This window comes from Streptococcus sp. 20925_1_22 (assembly GCF_041431685.1).
GTDB lineage: Bacteria > Bacillota > Bacilli > Lactobacillales > Streptococcaceae > Streptococcus.
This window is the reverse complement of the sequence record NZ_JAPVYE010000004.1, coordinates 49,898-68,089: the sequence shown is the minus strand read 5'-3', so window position 1 is coordinate 68,089 and position 18,192 is coordinate 49,898. Positions and strand designations below refer to the sequence as shown.

General features: G+C 41.3%; 17 protein-coding genes and 1 tRNA gene. 3 read left to right on the top strand and 15 right to left on the bottom strand.

Annotated features, from left to right (window positions below; all coding sequences use genetic code 11):
* Positions 1-15: 15 nt before the first annotated feature.
* The 4 genes from O3621_RS06375 to O3621_RS06360 all read right to left on the bottom strand — a co-directional run bounded on the left by O3621_RS06375 (position 16) and on the right by O3621_RS06360 (position 2,029).
* On the bottom strand, positions 16-408 hold the full coding sequence (locus O3621_RS06375) for a DUF1310 family protein (protein ID WP_314447937.1): 393 nt from the start codon (positions 406-408) through the stop codon (positions 16-18).
* Between the two features lie 94 nt (positions 409-502).
* On the bottom strand, positions 503-904 hold the full coding sequence (locus O3621_RS06370; RefSeq protein WP_314447935.1) for a DUF1310 family protein: 402 nt from the start codon (positions 902-904) through the stop codon (positions 503-505).
* Positions 905-975: 71 nt separating this feature from the next.
* Complete coding sequence (locus O3621_RS06365; RefSeq protein WP_314448006.1) at positions 976-1,104, bottom strand: hypothetical protein; 129 nt, start codon at positions 1,102-1,104, stop codon at positions 976-978.
* Between the two features lie 265 nt (positions 1,105-1,369).
* On the bottom strand, positions 1,370-2,029 hold the full coding sequence (locus tag O3621_RS06360; protein WP_314447934.1) for a hypothetical protein: 660 nt from the start codon (positions 2,027-2,029) through the stop codon (positions 1,370-1,372).
* Between the two features lie 250 nt (positions 2,030-2,279).
* Between O3621_RS06360 and O3621_RS06355 the strand changes: the two genes are divergently transcribed.
* Complete coding sequence (locus O3621_RS06355) at positions 2,280-4,691, top strand: bifunctional 2',3'-cyclic-nucleotide 2'-phosphodiesterase/3'-nucleotidase (RefSeq protein WP_314447932.1); 2,412 nt, start codon at positions 2,280-2,282, stop codon at positions 4,689-4,691.
* 43 nt (positions 4,692-4,734) lie between these two features.
* Here the strand turns inward: O3621_RS06355 and O3621_RS06350 are convergent, their stop codons facing one another.
* From O3621_RS06350 to O3621_RS06330, 5 genes are all read right to left on the bottom strand, one after another.
* The gene (locus tag O3621_RS06350) at positions 4,735-5,487 is read right to left on the bottom strand and encodes a 16S rRNA (uracil(1498)-N(3))-methyltransferase (RefSeq protein ID WP_314447931.1); all 753 of its coding nucleotides are present in this window, start codon (positions 5,485-5,487) and stop codon (positions 4,735-4,737) included.
* Entirely contained in the window at positions 5,488-6,441 is a 954-nt protein-coding gene (gene prmA, locus O3621_RS06345; RefSeq protein ID WP_314448003.1) for a 50S ribosomal protein L11 methyltransferase, read from the bottom strand. It abuts the gene before it with no gap.
* A 143-nt stretch (positions 6,442-6,584) separates the two neighbouring features.
* Positions 6,585-7,055, bottom strand: coding sequence for a GNAT family N-acetyltransferase (locus O3621_RS06340; protein ID WP_314447929.1), 471 nt, complete (start codon positions 7,053-7,055; stop codon positions 6,585-6,587).
* Positions 7,052-7,504, bottom strand: coding sequence for an NUDIX hydrolase (locus O3621_RS06335; protein ID WP_314447927.1), 453 nt, complete (start codon positions 7,502-7,504; stop codon positions 7,052-7,054). Before O3621_RS06335 ends, O3621_RS06340 begins: the two co-directional genes overlap by 4 nt.
* A 9-nt stretch (positions 7,505-7,513) precedes the next feature.
* The gene (locus O3621_RS06330; protein ID WP_314447925.1) at positions 7,514-7,984 is read right to left on the bottom strand and encodes a DUF3013 family protein; all 471 of its coding nucleotides are present in this window, start codon (positions 7,982-7,984) and stop codon (positions 7,514-7,516) included.
* An 87-nt stretch (positions 7,985-8,071) separates the two neighbouring features.
* Here O3621_RS06330 and O3621_RS06325 point away from each other — a divergent pair, with 87 nt between their 5' ends.
* Positions 8,072-9,340, top strand: coding sequence for a replication-associated recombination protein A (locus O3621_RS06325; protein WP_314447923.1), 1,269 nt, complete (start codon positions 8,072-8,074; stop codon positions 9,338-9,340).
* Between the two features lie 265 nt (positions 9,341-9,605).
* Positions 9,606-9,678 (top strand) — tRNA-Lys (locus O3621_RS06320).
* 168 nt (positions 9,679-9,846) lie between these two features.
* Here O3621_RS06320 and O3621_RS06315 read toward each other — a convergent pair.
* The 6 genes from O3621_RS06315 to O3621_RS06290 all read right to left on the bottom strand — a co-directional run bounded on the left by O3621_RS06315 (position 9,847) and on the right by O3621_RS06290 (position 18,191).
* Positions 9,847-11,661: a P-loop NTPase fold protein gene (locus O3621_RS06315; protein WP_314447895.1), complete on the bottom strand. Its 1,815-nt coding sequence runs from the start codon at positions 11,659-11,661 to the stop codon at positions 9,847-9,849.
* A gap of 963 nt (positions 11,662-12,624) precedes the next feature.
* A complete protein-coding gene (locus O3621_RS06310) occupies positions 12,625-14,451 on the bottom strand; it encodes a Cna B-type domain-containing protein (RefSeq protein ID WP_371513961.1) in 1,827 nt (608 codons plus the stop codon).
* A gap of 466 nt (positions 14,452-14,917) precedes the next feature.
* Positions 14,918-16,540 (bottom strand): chaperonin GroEL, encoded by a 1,623-nt coding sequence (groL, locus tag O3621_RS06305; protein ID WP_314447889.1) that lies wholly within the window; start codon positions 16,538-16,540, stop codon positions 14,918-14,920.
* 23 nt (positions 16,541-16,563) lie between these two features.
* Complete coding sequence (groES, locus tag O3621_RS06300; RefSeq protein ID WP_002919847.1) at positions 16,564-16,845, bottom strand: co-chaperone GroES; 282 nt, start codon at positions 16,843-16,845, stop codon at positions 16,564-16,566.
* A gap of 212 nt (positions 16,846-17,057) precedes the next feature.
* Positions 17,058-17,348: a DUF202 domain-containing protein gene (locus tag O3621_RS06295; RefSeq protein WP_314447886.1), complete on the bottom strand. Its 291-nt coding sequence runs from the start codon at positions 17,346-17,348 to the stop codon at positions 17,058-17,060.
* A gap of 12 nt (positions 17,349-17,360) precedes the next feature.
* On the bottom strand, positions 17,361-18,191 hold the full coding sequence (locus O3621_RS06290; protein ID WP_002923061.1) for a PTS system mannose/fructose/sorbose family transporter subunit IID: 831 nt from the start codon (positions 18,189-18,191) through the stop codon (positions 17,361-17,363).
* Position 18,192: the final 1 nt, after the last annotated feature.

The window sequence follows — 18,192 nt, the reverse complement described above, 5'->3', positions numbered from 1 at the left end:
TGTAAAACATCGAAATCACTCCTTAAGCAAATCTTGAAATTTCTTTGATTTTGACATTCCTACTGTACTAATTGGTTCGTCTTCCCCATATTTTTGAATGCCAAACTCACCTATAATATTTCGGTTTTTGTTAATCACAATATGAAACATGATTCCGCCCATAGGATTATGACGGATGGTCTTGTCATCTATTTTATAAGAGCGAATCTTCCCCTTATCCGTTAAAGCATGAGGATCTAATTTTTTTAATTTCTTTTCTATTAGATTCTTCACTTCTTCACTGTGGACAATTTCGGTCATTTCATTCTGAAATTCTTGATTTTTGTGCGCCATGTACATTCCTCCTCCTAGACAAACAGCCACAAACAAACTGATAACCGATAAGATAATTTTATGTTTTTGCTTCATGAGACACTCCTACGACTATTATAATTTAGTATGTGGTATAGGTTTTGCAATTCCAATTAGAGCAAGAGGTTTTCGCTATAGCTAGAATAGTGAATCACTTGTCGTCACTTTCCAACAACGCCCGCAAACCCGCTGATTCATCCATACCTACTGAACTTAGTTGCTCACTTCCGCCATCTTTTTGAATTCCCATTTTCCCAACCATACTTATACTATCATTGATGATAATATCAAACATAATGCCTCCCATTGGATTATGTTTAATGGAGCTATCATCAATTTTATAAGAACGAATCTTCCCTTTGTCTGTTAACGCATTTGGATCTTTTCTTTTTAAATCTTCTTCAATCAACTCCCTCACTTCCTCACTGTGAACAATCCTGAACATTTCCTTTTGAAATTCTTGATTTTTATGAGCTAGGTAGAGGCCTCCTCCCAGCAATATCAATACAGTTAGGCCAATAAGTCCCATAATCCTATTTCTTCTCTTAGACATATAAACACTCCTCAATCTCTATCAGTTTCACTATATAATATAAACTATTTTACCAAAAGCAAAAACCCGCCTTAGATGGGCGGGTTGTGGTGAAGAAAGTGATGAACTTCTTCCTTGATAAATTGACAATAAGCGTAGACAAGGTAGCAAGTAGATGCCACACCTAAAAGGGCGACAAACAACTCAAATAAGGCAGACATAGTCATGGCGAACCTCCTCTCCTTATCAGGCAAAAATGCAGATACGCTTCCCAGCTTAGGCAGTCTGATTTTTTCCGTTTTATTTTCCTTTCCGACTTACCTAAGTGAGTTCATCACTATTATACCAAAATACGAAAGCGGATACAAGGTAGTGAGACAGCTGCTCCTAATAATGATTTTATCAAAATAGATAACATGCTAAATTTGAAGCATCAAAAGTAGAAATACCAATGTTAGCAAATTTTTTCCACCATCTTATCTCCTCTTAATTTGACACGGTTTCTCTAAATGAATAAACATTGTCGTAGTTGACAGTTACTGAATAATAGTAATAATCGTCGTTTCGGTTTGAGCTTCCAAAACCTAAAGTTGCCTGCTCTCTTTCATTTTTGTGAAAATACTGATTGATAGTTTGATTTTGAACCGAATAATCAATATCGAAGGCCCCGTTGTTGCCATTATAACTTTTGGATTTCATGGATAAAGAAGATAGAAAAGACTGATTAATTGTTAACTTTTGAAATAAGAATCCATCAAAAGGCCATAATTCTTTCGCTTTCCCCTCATCAGAAAAGATAAAGTTGCTGTCTATATAATCAACTCTTATTGTTTCTTCTGGCTTTTCAGTAATATCATCAGAAGCCCGTGTCTTGGTTAGCACTCCAGAAATTGTGTGATTGCTACCATCCCCTTGTAAAGACATTTCGATAAGATAAGTCCCACGTTTGATATACACTTGCTCTACTTTAAACCCATCCGGAAATTGCTTAAACAAATCAAATAGGTTTTCAGTGGGATAGACGCGACTGACTTCAGCCACCTTATTCTCAATCCAGTCTCGGCTGCTCCTCTGTTCTCCACATCCTATTAATCCTATCATCACTCCCCCTAAAAATAATATTTTGAGAAAAATCCGCTTTTTCATGATATTTTCCTTGTTTATTATACTTAATAAAGTACTTATTTCAGTCACTGTATAGTGTACCATAATTTTTTAAAACTCTATTTTATTCTACCTTCATCCGATTATTCACTTATCCTCTGATGTCTTCATTCAGCATTTTCAAACCAATATTAGACAGCATGAAAGCTCTAAACTGGAAATTCCTTCTTGATGATAGCGTTTTAATATAGTATAATATAAGTCTGAAATTCATTTTAACAAAGGAGATATTATGTCCAAATCATCCCTTCAAAAAACGGTTGCGCTTTTGAGCGCAGCTGCACTTGCGGCAGCTGTAAATGCTGTTCAGGCTGATGAGAATACTCCAGCAGTCACTGCTAATCCTGCTCCAGTAGAAAGCAGCGCAGCGGAAGCAAAACCAACGACTGCTGCAAGTCCTACTGAAGCTACTGCGACACCAGAGAGCACGGATCCTAGCTCTGCTATTTCCCCAGAAAATGCCAATGAAAGTACTGATGCTCTGATGGCTATGGCTCGCAATGTAGCGGCTACTGAGGATACTAAGCCCGTGGAGGGACAGACTGTCGATGTCCGTATCTTGGCAACGACCGACCTCCATACCAACTTGGTCAACTACGACTACTATCAGGACAAGCCGGTTGAGACCTTGGGACTGGCTAAAACAGCCGTGCTGATTGAAAAGGCCAAGAAAGAAAATCCAAACGTCCTCTTGGTCGACAATGGCGACACCATCCAAGGAACGCCGCTGGGAACCTATAAGGCCATTGTAGATCCTGTGGAGAAGGGCGAGCAGCACCCTATGTACGCTGCTCTTCAGGCTCTGGGCTTTGAAGCTGGTACGCTAGGAAACCATGAGTTCAACTACGGTTTGGACTATCTGAACCGTGTGATTGAGACAGCAGGCATGCCTCTTGTCAATGCCAATGTGCTGGATCCAGCGACTGGTAAATTCATCTATCAGCCTTACAAAATCATCGAAAAGACCTTTACGGATACTCAGGGCCGCTTGACGACTGTCAAGATTGGTGTGACCGGAATTGTACCGCCGCAGATTCTCAACTGGGATAAGGCAAACCTAGAAGGAAAAGTGGTCGTTCGCGATTCTGTTGAAGCTATTCGAGATATTATTCCTGAGATGCGCAAGGCCGGTGCAGACATCACTTTGGTACTTTCTCACTCTGGTATCGGAGACGACAAGTATGAAAAAGGCGAGGAAAATGAAGGTTATCAAATCGCCAGCCTGCCAGGTGTGGATGCTGTCGTAACGGGCCACTCCCACGCAGAATTTCCAAGCGGAAACGGAACTGGCTTCTACGAAAAATACCCTGGCGTAGACGGTGTCAACGGTAAAATCAATGGCACTCCAGTAACCATGGCTGGAAAATACGGCGACCATCTGGGCGTCATTGACCTCAAACTAAATTATACCGATGGCAAATGGAAAGTCACTGACAGCAAAGGCTCCATCCGCAAGGTAGATACCAAGTCTAATGTAGCAGATCAGCGCGTCGTTGACATTGCCAAAGAATCCCACCAAGGAACTATCAACTATGTCCGCCAGCAAGTCGGCACCACCACTGCACCGATTACCAGCTACTTCGCTCTGGTCAAAGACGATCCATCTGTGCAAATCGTCAACAATGCCCAGCTTTGGTATGCTAAGCAAGAGCTGGCTGGCACACCTGAAGCCAACCTTCCTATTCTGTCTGCAGCAGCGCCTTTCAAGGCAGGAACTCGTGGGGACGCAACGGCCTACACAGACATTCCAGCTGGTCCTATTGCCATCAAGAATGTAGCAGACCTCTATCTCTATGACAATGTCACTGCTATCCTCAAGGTCAACGGTGCCCAGCTCAAAGAATGGTTGGAAATGTCAGCTGGCCAGTTCAATACCATTGACCCTAACAATAGCCAACCGCAAAATCTGGTCAATACTGACTACCGGACTTATAACTTTGATGTTATCGACGGTGTTACCTATGAGTTTGACATCACCCAGCCTAACAAATACGACCGCGAAGGCAAACTAGCAAACCCTAATGCCAGCCGGGTCCGTAATCTGAAATACCAAGGCAAGGAGATTGACCCCAATCAGGAATTTATTGTTGTGACCAACAACTACCGGTCCAACGGTAACTTCCCAGGTGTTCGAGAAGCCAGCCTCAACCGTCTGCTCAATCTGGAAAACCGCCAAGCCATCATCAACTATATCTTGGCTGTCAAAAATATCAATCCAAGTGCAGATCAGAACTGGCATTTCGCTGATACCATCAAGGGACTGGACCTGCGTTTCCTGACAGCTGATAAGGCTAAGAACTTGATTGGTACAGACGGAGACATCATCTATCTAGCAGCTTCTGCCCAAGAAGGATTTGGCGAATACAAATTCGTCTACGTCGCACCGAAAACTGAATCAGTGCCTATTGAGCAGCCAAGCCGTCCGACTATCGCAGTCGAAGCAGCCAACCTGCAGCATAGCAAAGTAGACTTCCCTGTCTTGACTGCTGTTAACCCTAGCACAAACAAGCAAACGTCTCACAGACAAGCAGGAGCAGAAAGACTCCCAGAAACCGGAGAAAAGACGTCCTCACTCGGACTCTTGGGACTTGTCATGACCGGACTTGCAGGAATCTTCGCCTTCAAAAAACGAGAAAGACAATAATGATTAAAAAATCAGCAGCCAAAATGGCTGCTGATTTTACTTTTTAAAGACTGTCATTGCTCAATTCCAACAAAACACTAACTGCGGTCAAGGCATAAAGCGGAGCTGTTTCAGCCCGCAGGATACGTGGACCTAGACCAGCGGAGATAGCCCCTGCTTGGCCAAAGGCATCTATTTCATCTGGCGATAGACCTCCCTCTGGTCCGAAGATAAAGAGAACTTTTGCTCCAGTTGCCAAGCCCGACAGAGCCCGGACTAGAGCTGCAGATTCTCCTTCTTTTGCCGATTCTTCATAGGCTATGATGATGCGGTCAAAGTCTGCCAAGGCTGCCTGAAAATCTGCCTTTTTATCAAAGAGCCGAACCTCAGGAATCAGATTGCGCTTGCTCTGCTCTGCTGCTCCCTGAGCAATTTTCTCTAGCTTTTCACTCTTTTTAGCCAGCTTTTTACCATCCCACTTGGCCACCGACCAGTCCGCTGGGAAAGCCCAGATAGCACTGGCTCCTAGCTCCGTTACCTTCTGAGTGATGAATTCCAACTTATCGCCCTTAGGAAAGCCTGAAGCAATGGTCACTTGAACCGGCAACTCTGTATTGTCTGCCAGCTCCTCCAAGATTTCCAAGCTCTGCTGGCTAGGATCCAATACCTGAGCCAGCCGTTTCACGCCATCATCAAAGACTAGTGTAACTTGGTCGCCCTCTTTGAGCCGCATGACTGAAAACATATGTTTGGCCGTGTCCTTATCCGTGACCACCAGAGGAGACTGAGGGTTTCCTTTTATAAAATACTGCTGCATCTAACCACCTATCACGCCTGAAATGTCCTGCGTTTTCTTAAAGACACAGGCATTCCATTCGCCCTGAATCATATGCGTTTCCAGGAAAAATCCTGCCGCTTCTGCTGACTCGCGCACCATTTCCCACTTCTCAGAAATGATCCCACTCATAATCAGATAACCCTCATCCTTGACCAAACGGTAGGCATCCTCTGTCAGATGGATGAGAATATCGGCCAAAATGTTGGCAACAATGACATCCGCCTTGATTTCTACACCTCGGAGAAGATCTCCCGGCGCCACATGGATGTTCTCCATACCAGGGTTGAGATCAATATTTTCCTGCGCCACGCGCACCGCCACCTCATCCAAATCATAGGCGTAGATGTCCTTAGCGCCTAAGAGAGAGCTAGCAATGGATAGAACTCCGCTTCCTGTGCCTACATCCAGCACCGTTTCTCCGCCACGCAGAATCTGCTCCAGCGCAAAGAGGCTCATCTTGGTCGTCGGATGAGTACCTGTCCCAAAAGCCATACCAGGATCCAGCTTGATAATCTTCTCACCAGCTGTCGCCTCATAGTCCGTCCATGATGGCACAATAGTCAAATCATGAGTGATCCGAGCCGGCTCAAAATACTTCTTCCAGTTATCAGCCCAGTCTTCCTCAGCCAGTTCCTGCCGAGTCAGCTGAATATCGCCCGTCTCTAATCCGAAGTCATCCAGCTCAGCCAGTCGCTCATTGGCCTGGGCCGCAACAGCCTCTATATCCACAGAATCCGGATAATAGCCAGTAATCTTGACCCGTTCGCTCTGCTCAACTTCTGGAAAGAGCTCGCCATACTGGTCAACCTGCTCCAGATAATCTGCGCTGTCATCGATAGCCACACCCTGACTGCCCAGCTCAATCAGAATATTCGAGGCTGCTTCCTCCGCCTCACGCTTCACTTCAATCGTTAATTCCTGCCAAGTGTCCATGTTTAAAATACCAAGCCCGTAAAACATAAAGCCAAAATAGGAAATTCTCTAATGACGCTTGCGTCTATGAGAACCTTATCTTTTTGCCACAGTGTTTAGGGCGGGTTCAGTTTAGAAATTTAACTGAACAATCCTTTCTTTGTTTATTTCATTGTCTTCGTCATGTAAACCATATCCATACCCTCTTTTTCGGGCTCCGTATGGGTCTGATGATAACCATTTTTCTCATAAAAAGCCACCATACCTTTATCTTGGAAAACCGTGCACAAATCCCATTGCGTTATGGTGGAGAATGTCTCCTCAATCAGACCGAGCCCCTCAGAACCATATCCTTTATTCTGGTGCTCTGGCAAAATCGCCACTGTCCCAATCCAGCCTGCTGTCTGTTCGTCATTTGTATTCAAGCGAATAAAGCCAAGAATCTTCTCATCGTCTTTTACAAAATAATAAAAACTATTGGGCCGCTCAACCAGCTTCCAGCGAATCCGCTCACGCTCCTCCAGATAGGGGTCGTATTGATCCTGATATTTCTCATAAACGGCCTTGAAACTCGCTCGCTGAATGGCAATAATGGTCTCTAAATCCTCAGCTCCCGCCCTCTCAATATGAATCATGCTCGCACCTCCAAATAATCACTCAACCTGTCCTGCAACTGCGGAATAACCTTTTTATCTGATAAGAACTGGCTCACATCCACCATCTGATAAGCCTGTCCCTCATCGCCAAAGACGATACTGGCAAAATCTTCCTGAGTGATAGTTCCCACCATAAAAATAGAGGTTTTGTCTGGATCAAGCATCCCTTGATATTCCTTAACCCAGACAATAGCAGCTTCTTCAAGCTTCAAACCAAGCTCTTCAAAAACCTCTCGTTGGACGCATTCAAAAGGCGTCTCCTCACTCTCTCGGCCACCGCCCGGCAACTCCCACATATTGGGCCAAGGGATGGTTGAAATATCATCTCGCAAGATAGTCAGTAGCTTGTCATCACAAATCAAGGCAATCTTACAGCCAGAAAATTCCATCCGTTTGTGCAGCAAATCTAATTCTTCTGCATTTTCCATAAGCGCCTCCTAATACCTCGGATAGGAATAAAAGTCAGTCTCAGTCAAATCTGCTCTGCCATTTTCAAAAGCCTCAGCATTCCAAGCCATCTCAAACTCTGCCGCCTCTGAATCTGCTAAAAAGCCCATGAGCGCATCAAGGCCAGACTCAGCTGTTTGGCTTAGGAAATCCACGAAATAAGCCAGAAACTCCCGTGACAGCCCTCTCTTCGGCTCATAGGGCAGGGCAGCCAGATAGTCCTCGGCCTCAAAACGAGACTTGACCGGATTATAGAAAAGCACGGCTTCCTCAAAGTAAATATCCTCAGCCGAGGTATTTCCTTCAGCATCAACCGTCTCAATCCCGCCTGGATTTTGCACCTCAAGGAGAAAGGCCACTTCCACTGCATGATTCTTCTTGTCCCAGTTTATCTCATAGTCAAAAGGAAAGCTCTTTCCCATTTCCTCGTCCAATATCTCCAAAAAACCGTACTTAGCCATGATTTCCTCTTTTCATTGTGATAAAATATTACTATCTACAATAGTAACACAAAAAGCCAAGAAAAACACTTTCAGAAAGGAAATCTTATGCCAGAAAACCTCGCCCTGCGCATGCGACCGACCGACATTGACCAGATCATCGGCCAGCAGCATCTGGTCGGATCTGGAAAAATCATCCGTCGCATGGTTGAAGCCAACCGCCTGTCCTCGATGATTCTCTACGGACCACCCGGCATCGGCAAGACCTCTATCGCCTCAGCTATTGCCGGCACAACCAAGTTTGCCTTTAGGACCTTTAACGCCACTGTAGATAGCAAGAAACGCCTGCAAGAGATCGCTGAAGAAGCGAAATTTTCCGGCGGTCTAGTTCTCCTGCTGGACGAGATTCACCGCTTGGACAAGACCAAGCAAGACTTCCTGCTGCCGCTATTAGAAAGCGGTCTGGTCATCATGATTGGTGCGACGACAGAAAATCCTTTCTTTTCTGTCACCCCTGCTATTCGAAGCCGGGTTCAGATATTTGAGCTTGATCCCCTAAGCAACGACGACATCCGAAAAGCCATTCAGCTAGCCTTGACGGATAAGGAACGAGGATTTGATTTCCCAGTGGAACTAGATGATGAAGCTCTGGATTTCATTGCCATCTCTACCAACGGAGACTTACGCTCCGCTTATAACTCGCTGGATTTAGCTGTACTCTCTACACCAAAAGATAGCAAGGGCATCCGCCACATCACGCTCGATGTGATGGAAAACAGCCTGCAAAAGAGCTATATCACCATGGATAAGGACGGAGACGGCCATTACGATGTCCTCTCTGCCCTGCAGAAGTCCATCCGTGGCTCCGATGTCAATGCCAGTCTCCACTACGCAGCTCGCCTCGTTGAGGCAGGAGACCTGCCTAGCCTAGCTCGACGCTTGACCGTTATCGCTTACGAGGATATTGGTCTGGCAAATCCAGACGCTCAAGTTCATACTGTTACAACTCTGGAGGCAGCTCAGCGGATTGGTTTTCCTGAAGCCCGTATCCTTATTGCCAATATTGTTATCGATCTGGCTCTATCTCCCAAGTCCAACTCAGCCTATCTAGCCATGGACAAGGCCTTAGCTGACTTACGAAAGAATGGAAATCTTCCTATTCCCCGCCACTTACGAGACGGCCACTATGCCGGCAGCAAGGAACTGGGCAACGCACAGGACTATCTCTATCCTCACTCCTATCCTGGCAATTGGGTCAAGCAGGACTATCTGCCTGACAAGATAAAAGATGCCAATTACTTCACGCCTAATGAGAATGGCAAATACGAGCGAGCCCTTGGAATGACCAAGGATAAGATTGATGACTTAAAAAAATGATGACATCGTTTGCAAAAAATCACATTTTTCTCTTGAATTTTTCAAAATTTATGGTATTATAATTATAGAAACGCTGTGGTGTACGACTTCACACTTAAGTGTTGACCGACTATTTTTTGTATTATTAGGGAAACAAAAGACTTCTAACAGCATGCAAGCCGTGTCACGCGGAAGCAGCTTCAGTTAGAGCGAGTTGCCCACCTGCTTAATTGCGCGGGTTCAATACAAATCGTGAAGGTCCGGCACCAATACAGCTTTTTCTATTGCCTCCTTAGCTCAGCTGGCAGAGCAGCGGACTCTTAATCCGTGGGTCGCAGGTTCGATCCCTGCAGGGGGCATAGAAATAGATAAGAAAAAGCCTTGATTTACAAGGCTTTTTTGATGTCAAATTACTTTTTGTACCGAATAATTATAAAAGTTTACTTGTATTTGTTTTATAAATTTGTCTTTCTAAAAAATCAAGGTTTAAGATCTTGACTAGATAAAAATTTTATAATTATTGTTCTTTACTTTTGCCAGTGTTCTAACAACTCATATAATTTTTTAAGTAGATGATTAATTTTAAAGCTATCAACTTTATCTAATGTCTTATTCTTAGATAAATTATTGATTTCACAAATCATTTTTTTAACATCCTCTATCTCATCTTGATGATATTCGTATGAGTTACTGACTCTTAAGTATTCTGAATTTATAAAGGTTGCTAAATTGAATGCTTTGTTATTATGAGCTACAATCTTTGTAGGAAGCAAATTATGAGATAAGATACTTTCGAATACTTTGATTTCTTCAGACGGAGTATTTTCAATTATATATTTTTCTTTTTTATAATCTTCTTTAAAGATAGCATCAATCAGTTCTAAATTGTTATCTGAGTAATGAGAAGCAAGTTTTTCTTCAATCGCTGCTTTTAAACTTTTAATGTTTTTATTAGTAGATGAAGTATCCTCAAAAATAATGTCTTGGCGCAGACGATTTGCTTCTTCAATAGAGATATTTGCATTTGATAGCAATTGAGTTATTCTTAATATCAATTCTTCTAATTTATTTTTTTCTATTAATAATAGGTCAATTGTTTGAAAATAAGAAAACCGACGATATATATCCAATACTTTTTCATATGTTATGTTTGGTTTATAACACTCATTTAACAATTGTTCTTGGATATTTAAAAGTTCTTTTTCAGAATAGTTGTAAAAATAATTCAATTTTTCATAATTTTCAATGCTACCATTTGGATAAAAACATTCATACCATTTATTCCTATAGTTATCATCATACCAAATTCCACTTACGACATAGGACATAATACCCTTAGAATAAATTATATAATCGTCGAATAATTTATTCTTCCGATGATATTTACTTATTAAAATATGCCAATAATTTTTATCATCAAGTTCTCCAAAGATATAAAATATTCTGTCAAAGGCATGCAGCCCCAAGATTTTTAATTCTTCATTTTTAATATATCCTGATTTAAGTTCAGTTGTAAGAACATACACATTTAAAAATACTGACTTTAGATATTCATTACGATATTGTTCGTCAAATTCTGAAGGTTGTTCCTTAAATTTCCGTTCAATAAATTCAAAGTTATTTATGATACTAAGAACTGTTCTAATATTAATTTTGGAAATATCGTCAAAAATAGAAAAAATATCAATAATCCAATTTAGATTATCTATTAGAAAATCACTTGTTACAATGCCTTGTAATATTTCTTTTAGCAAAGCCTCATCTTTAGAAAATTCAATGGTTTTACTAATAAATTTTTCTCTAATTTTCAAAAATTCCTCATGATTATCCATTTTAGTTTCATTTGAAATAATTAAGACTTTAAAATTGAACTTATCAATAATATCATTTGCTATAAATCCTAAAAAATCATGAAGTTCGATTTTTTTACTTAATCGTTCTAAATCATCAATAACTAATAGTATCGTTTTATCATTCTTATTCTTCGCTAAAATACTTTGTATATATTTCTTGAGAACAACATCTGATAAAATACTTATAGAATTCAATACTAAATTGCTATTATTATTGATTCGTCTAAATATTGAAGTAATTTTATTACCTCTCTCAATTATAGAAAAATTATCAAGTTCTATTGCTAATTGTGATAATAGCTCCATTTTTAAGTTTTGCAAGTCATTATATCCATAGACTGAAAAATAAATAACTCTAGCTTTAGTAGTAATTTTGGAATAATTATTAATAAAATAAGTTTTTCCACTTCCCCACTCGCCATCAATTTGTAAAGCATAGGGTTCTGGATTATCAATATAGTTATCAATAGCATTTGTTATATAGTCCATATTATGCCACTCTCTTTTTTACTCCATTATACCAAATTGTTATTTATTCTAGTGTCCCATAACATGGGGAAATTATTTTGCATCAATAGCTTTTGTAAGATTATATCCTACTTACTGGTATATTACTTAAAGTTATTCCATCTCTATCACGTTTTTTTACCGATTAGTTACAGAGGGACTTTAAAAGTTCCGCCGTGTTCATTTATGTACCAATCCGGCTTTCTAATGGTTTCGCTTGCAAGAACCAATTGTATCTATAAAATCGGCACCGTCATCCATTTTCTGACTCAGAGAGCCGTTCGTATATTTCTGAGTCATATCATCTCGAATTTTCAAGTTCTGATTTTTATTACCAATAATTGTCTGTTGGTTTAAGATAATCATGCCAATAACTTAATCATTGAAGTTATTAGCATTTCTAGAATTTTAATCAAAGCTACCGTGAATATCTTATTTTGCAAGGCTTTTTGTTTATCTAATCTCGCTATTTTAGTTCTATTAGTATCCAAGATTTTCCACAAAAAAAATCCCCTTCCTTTAGGCACAAAAAGAAGGGGCATCGCATAGAAAAAACTACGAGAGAAGACTGAAGCAAAATATGTTTGACGAAAACCTGATAAAGATGGTCACACACCGAGCATATTCCTAGGGATGTCTTATAATTTTTTTGATTTAGGAATTAAGAAAGATTATATATCAAGTTTTGATATGCCTCACGCTTGCATATCCAAGCGGCTTTCCCCGTAGTTCTGAGCAACTAATTTGTTCTAGGAAACATCTTAGTTGCTTTTTATTTTAAAACAACTATATTACGGAACATCACAGTCTTGATTAACAAAAGGATACAAGATAGTGACTGATTGTAAAAAACATTCTTAATTCTTCTTTCTAAAAAGCGACCACTGCTAATTCGGAGTTGGAATAAAAAATCTCTGTCCCTTAAGGGAACAGAGATGAAATAAGTTACTTCTTCGAACGGAAGACAACGAAGCCTACCAAGCCTACTAGAGCTACTCCAGCAGCAATCATGATCCAGCTAGCATTCTCACCCGCTTTAGGGAGAACTTTCTTGGTTCCAACATTAGAGGCATTCCCTCCGCCAGTACCATCGTCTGATTCGATGATCACAACAGTACTCCCTGTAGTGCTGCTTGAGCTACTTGAACTGCTTGAACTAGAGCTGCTCTTAGAGCTATTGTCCGAGCTAGGTTTCGGCGGTTGCGGAACTCCTGGAACTGGTGTATTGGTAATGTTCATACCATCAACAGTAGCTGTATAACCATAAACACGGTCTTCAGTAACTGAGTAGACAATATCTTTTCCATCTTCACCAGTCGCTGGCAAGTCAGTGAACTCATACTTCCACTCACCCTTATCATTCGGACCAACTTCTTTATGATCGACTTCAGCGCCATTTGCATAGAGACGAACGGTAATCTTGTCTGGACGTTTGCCATCTTTATCGTTGTCATCATTCCAAGTCTTGGTACCTGAAGCGGTAACCAATGCCTTACGGTTGGTAAAGTCTTTGTAAATAATACCAGAACCATAATTTTTGAGCTGAGCCGCATTGACCTGAATCTCTTCATCTGACAGTTGGTAACCTTCTGGTGCCTTGGTTTCCTTAATCAGATAATGCTCCTTAATCAAGTTGCTGAAAGAAGCAATCCCGTTAGCATCACTGGTTGCTTTTTGAACAATTGTCACACCATCTTCATCGTACAATGTGAATTCAGCACCTGCTAAGGCTTTACCAGCTTCATCTTTCTTAGTCACCTGCACACCATAGACATCCCCATGTGCATAGCCGTTCGCTCGTTGGTAGTGGACAGCAACCGAAGATTTTTGCTCTTCAATATTATCTGCTCGCATAATTGCTTCGTTCGGGAAGACTGTTCCATCAGCCGGAACTGTAGGGAAGTTAACACGATAGCGAACATAGAAGCCTTCATTGGCACCGATATGCCCCATGTTAATGGTAAAGGAACGCTTGTCAGCAGCAAGATTAATCGTATAATTTGCTGTCACATCCTCGCGTTGCTGACTTAGTCGATAAGAGTTATCAGCTGGGTCAACAACCCATGAACCTTTAAGAATTTGGAAGCTGTTAAGATCAATTTCTCCGGTATTAAAGCCCAGAGTATCTGAAATAACAACATTATCCAGTTCTTGATTTTGTTGGTTGATATTCAGGCTGTAAGTAATACTCTTGATATTATCCGCATTATTCCAGCCGTATTTTATGAAAGTATAAGGAGTTGCTTGGCCAGGAAGACCTTTGTAGTCAATTTTTCCATACTCAATGATCTTCTTGCCAACGATAAGTTTCAGAGGGATTGAGCCTTTATCTCGAACCACATTATGGTCAACACGAGCTAAAAGATGAACTTTCCCTTCAATATGAGAGCGAGTCAGGACATAGTCTGTATAAGTCAGTGTAAGCTGCTTAGAGCTTGCATCAACCACAGCTGTCGCTACGAGATTGCCGTCATCATCTTTGACTTCAAAATCAGCTCCCTCCAAGGCAAACTCAACAGGAAGTCCAATGGTAGTAGTATCTCCCGGCTGAACCTTGCCGTAATTGAAGGCAAAGTTTGCGTCAATTTGAAATTTTTCCCAAGGGGAAAGGCCGTCAGTCAGTTCTTCACCTTTCTGATTGTAGACATTGATTGATGTGATAACATCATCTACCGTGTTAGCTCTGGCAGATTGACTGCTAGAAAACAGGCTAAAGAGGAGCACAAAGGCTACTGAGAAAAAGCGCGCAATAGTATGAGATATTTTTTTCATAAATAATCCCTCCATTTTTCCTTTTTTCCTTTTTACTGAACATGTAAAAAACATTAAGATTTCTTTACATTTCCAATTTACTACATATATTAGACTAGCATACGATTGACCATAAGTCAACTAATTACCTTAACCGGTTCCGGTCTGGTACACAGGTTGTAAACCAGTTTATTTCTCCAAAAACCTTGTCATATAAGAATTGAAAACAGTTTCCTCCGTTATCTCCTTGTATTTTCTTGAAACAAAAATGTAATATTTGGCTGCATAATAAATGAACAAATATGAATTATATGACCATAAATATTCATATATATAAATTTGTTTTTAAAGATAAGCATAATTATTAATGCTTGCTACATAACTAGTCACAATAAAAAAACTGAACAAATATGCTCAGTTTTCTAATTGATAAATATAAGACAAAGATTATATCTAATTTATACGAGTATATAATCCCGTTATTTTTCTACATCATTCCGCCCATCATGCCTGGATCCATAGCTGGAGCTGGGCTAGCTGGTTCTGGTTGATTAGCCACCACTGCTTCGGTTGTCAAGATAAGACTGGCAACAGAAGCGGCATTTTGCAAGGCTGAACGGGTCACCTTAACTGGGTCAATGATTCCAGCCTCAATCATGTTAACCCATTCTCCAGTCGCGGCATTGAAGCCTGTACCAGCTTCAGAGTTTTTCAGACGGTCAATGACGATTGATCCTTCAAAGCCTGCATTCAGAGCGATTTGACGGACAGGCTCTTCCAAGGCGCGGAGAACGATGTTGCGACCAGTCCCTTCATCCCCTGCCAACTCAAGATCTGCGACAGCGTCCAGTACGTTGATATAGGCCGTACCACCACCGGAGACGATTCCTTCTTCTACCGCTGCACGGGTTGCGTTAAGGGCATCTTCGATGCGGAGTTTCATTTCTTTTAGTTCTGTTTCAGTTGCAGCTCCAACCTTAATCACAGCTACACCACCGGACAATTTAGCCAGACGCTCTTGCAGTTTTTCACGGTCAAACTCAGAAGTGCTGCTTTCAATCTGTGACTTAATGACTGCCACACGGTTAGCAATGGCTTCTGGATTGCCGGAGCCTTCCACAATCACAGTGCTGTCCTTATCAACAGTGACTTTAGAAGCTTGTCCAAGCGCTTCAATCGTAGCATCCTTGAGCTCTAAGCCAAGATCATCTGTAATCACTGTACCGCCTGTCAAGATAGCGATGTCTTCCAACATAGCCTTACGACGATCACCAAAGCCTGGTGCCTTGACAGCTACGACATTAAAGGTTCCGCGAATCTTATTAAGAACCAATGTTGGCAGAGCTTCACCGTCCACATCATCTGCGACAATCAAGAGCGGACGGTTGGTTTTCAAAATGTTTTCCAGTAATGGCAGGATTTCCTGAATGTTAGAAATTTTCTTGTCAGTAATCAGGATGTAAGGATTGTCCAGTTCGGCTACCATTTTTTCATTGTCAGTTACCATATACTGAGACAAGTAGCCACGGTCAAATTGCATCCCCTCAACCACATCCAACTCAGTTTCCATCCCTTTGGACTCTTCAATGGTAATAACGCCGTCATTTCCAACTTTTTCCATAGCTTCAGAGATGTACTCGCCGACTTTCTCGCTGCGAGAAGAAACGGCAGCAACTTGAGCAATAGCTTCCTTGTTAGAAACTGGTACTGAGTTAGATTTGAGGGCTTCAACAGCTGTCGCAACAGCTGCTTCAATCCCACGGCGGATACCGATTGGATTAGCACCAGCTGTAACATTTTTAATCCCCTCGCGGACGATAGCCTGTGTCAAAACAGTTGCTGTTGTTGTTCCGTCACCAGCGATATCGTTGGTCTTTGAAGCAACTTCTGAAACCAGCTTAGCGCCCATGTTTTCAAAATGGTCTTCCAGTTCGATTTCCTTGGCAATGGTTACACCATCATTGGTGATAAGCGGTGAGCCAAAGGATTTTTCCAAAACGACATTGCGGCCTTTAGGACCCAAAGTCACCTTGACAGTATTTGCCAAGATGTCAACCCCACGAACCATACTGCTTCTTGCATCTGCTGAAAATTTAATATCTTTTGCCATTTTATTATTCCTCTCTTCTAATCTTACTCGACAACTGCTAGAATATTGGCTTCACTGACTAAGAGATAAGCTTCATCTCCGTCCTTAACTTCCACGCCTGCATGGCTTTCTACGAGAACCTTGTCCCCTTCCTTAACGCTCAGGGCTACCAGCTCACCGTTCAAAGTACGAATGCCTTGACCGACTGCGACAACTTCTGCTGTCTTAGTCGCTGCTTGGCCGTTGCCTGCAATGACAAATCCGCCAACTTTCTGCTCTTTTTCTTCTACTTTCAAGACCACACGGTCTCCTAATGGTTTTAACATAGTTTTCCTCCAAAGATTGAATTTTTAGCACTCTAAACTATAGAGTGCTAATCTATAGTTATTATTTTATCACTTGGTCAGAAATAGTCAAGAAAAAAACCGGCTAGATGAAAGAAAAATTTTATTTTTTTGATTTACTTGCTCCCAAAGTCAAAGAAATAAAAAACAAGTCCGAGCTAAAATTCTCTCAGACTTGTCTTTAGGGGGAATGTCTATCTTGCAAGTTTTAGTTTTGCTTCAAAATCATCAATCACTTTTTGCAGATTTAGGTGTCCTCTATAGATACCATATCCAAATACGAGCATGGCTAAGATACCCAGTAGAGCTAGGACGATTCCTGCAATCAGTGCTAGGAGATTGGTCTCATGAAAGAGATAAATCAGAACAAGACCGATGCTGGCAATGGCAAAGAAGAGACTGAACCAGCGTCCTAGATTTTCAATCATATGCTTCTGGTAGTGAATTTCTGTTTCATAGCCTTGAATCAATTCTTGTTCTGTCATGATCTTCTCCTTTTAATATTTCAATCCTGGGTTGAAGAAACCAACTAATACACCAACAAAAGCAACTACAACGAGAATGAGCATAACTTTGATTGGAGAAAAGTTTTTCTTCGCCATCAGCCACCAACAGAAAACGATAAAGAGTGCTGTCAAGAGACCAGGGTAGACACCATCTAACTGATCTTGCATGACCAAAAATGCTTTACCAGATGAATCTTTCAATTGGAAGGCCGTTTTTACTGGAACCCAAGTAGCAGCAACTGCTCCGATAACCATACCACCAACGATAGATACTGATTTACGGATAGCCTGTCCTTGAGGACCTACCAAAAATTCAACTGCCTTATCACCTAATTCATAACCTTTGAAATAGGCGAATTTCATACCTGCATAGGCAAGTAAATTCCATACTACAATGTAGAAGATTGCACCAAGAGGTGAACCGCCATTAGAGAGTCCTAGGGCAATCCCTAGAATAATCGGAATCAAGGTACCAACAATAAGGGAATCCCCAATACCTGCAACCGGTCCCATAAGACCAGCCCGCAGTCCATTTATAGTTTCATCATCAACTCCATCAGCACCATTGGCACGTGCTTCTTCAAGACCAGCTGTAATCCCAACAATCAAAGCTCCCAGCTGAGGTTCTGTATTAAAGAAAGCAGTATAAGTTTGCATAGCCTTTGCCTGCTCTTCTTTATCCTTATAAAGCTCCTCCACCACTGGCAACATAGAAGCTAAATAACCAAAGGTCTGCATGTGTTCTTGTGAAAAACAGGTTAGATTCCCATAGTACCAATGATGGAAAGATTTGCCTAAAGTTTTTCTTGTTAATTTTACCATC

Excerpts from the sequence above, each read along its gene's own strand:
- O3621_RS06330 (WP_314447925.1), bottom strand. The coding sequence starts at position 7,984 with ATGGCTAAGTACGGTTTTTTGGAGATATTGGACGAGGAAATGGGAAAG.
- O3621_RS06365 (WP_314448006.1), bottom strand. The coding sequence starts at position 1,104 with ATGTCTGCCTTATTTGAGTTGTTTGTCGCCCTTTTAGGTGTGGCATCT.
- O3621_RS06310 (WP_371513961.1), bottom strand. The coding sequence starts at position 14,451 with ATGAAAAAAATATCTCATACTATTGCGCGCTTTTTCTCAGTAGCCTTT.
- O3621_RS06375 (WP_314447937.1), bottom strand. The coding sequence starts at position 408 with ATGAAGCAAAAACATAAAATTATCTTATCGGTTATCAGTTTGTTTGTG.
- O3621_RS06290 (WP_002923061.1), bottom strand. The coding sequence starts at position 18,191 with ATGGTAAAATTAACAAGAAAAACTTTAGGCAAATCTTTCCATCATTGG.
- O3621_RS06325 (WP_314447923.1), top strand. The coding sequence starts at position 8,072 with ATGCCAGAAAACCTCGCCCTGCGCATGCGACCGACCGACATTGACCAG.
- O3621_RS06350 (WP_314447931.1), bottom strand. The coding sequence starts at position 5,487 with ATGCAGCAGTATTTTATAAAAGGAAACCCTCAGTCTCCTCTGGTGGTC.
- prmA (WP_314448003.1), bottom strand. The coding sequence starts at position 6,441 with ATGGACACTTGGCAGGAATTAACGATTGAAGTGAAGCGTGAGGCGGAG.
- O3621_RS06355 (WP_314447932.1), top strand. The coding sequence starts at position 2,280 with ATGTCCAAATCATCCCTTCAAAAAACGGTTGCGCTTTTGAGCGCAGCT.
- groES (WP_002919847.1), bottom strand. The coding sequence starts at position 16,845 with ATGTTAAAACCATTAGGAGACCGTGTGGTCTTGAAAGTAGAAGAAAAA.
- O3621_RS06315 (WP_314447895.1), bottom strand. The coding sequence starts at position 11,661 with ATGGACTATATAACAAATGCTATTGATAACTATATTGATAATCCAGAA.
- groL (WP_314447889.1), bottom strand. The coding sequence starts at position 16,540 with ATGGCAAAAGATATTAAATTTTCAGCAGATGCAAGAAGCAGTATGGTT.
- O3621_RS06370 (WP_314447935.1), bottom strand. The coding sequence starts at position 904 with ATGTCTAAGAGAAGAAATAGGATTATGGGACTTATTGGCCTAACTGTA.
- O3621_RS06340 (WP_314447929.1), bottom strand. The coding sequence starts at position 7,055 with ATGATTCATATTGAGAGGGCGGGAGCTGAGGATTTAGAGACCATTATT.
- O3621_RS06295 (WP_314447886.1), bottom strand. The coding sequence starts at position 17,348 with ATGACAGAACAAGAATTGATTCAAGGCTATGAAACAGAAATTCACTAC.
- O3621_RS06360 (WP_314447934.1), bottom strand. The coding sequence starts at position 2,029 with ATGAAAAAGCGGATTTTTCTCAAAATATTATTTTTAGGGGGAGTGATG.
- O3621_RS06335 (WP_314447927.1), bottom strand. The coding sequence starts at position 7,504 with ATGGAAAATGCAGAAGAATTAGATTTGCTGCACAAACGGATGGAATTT.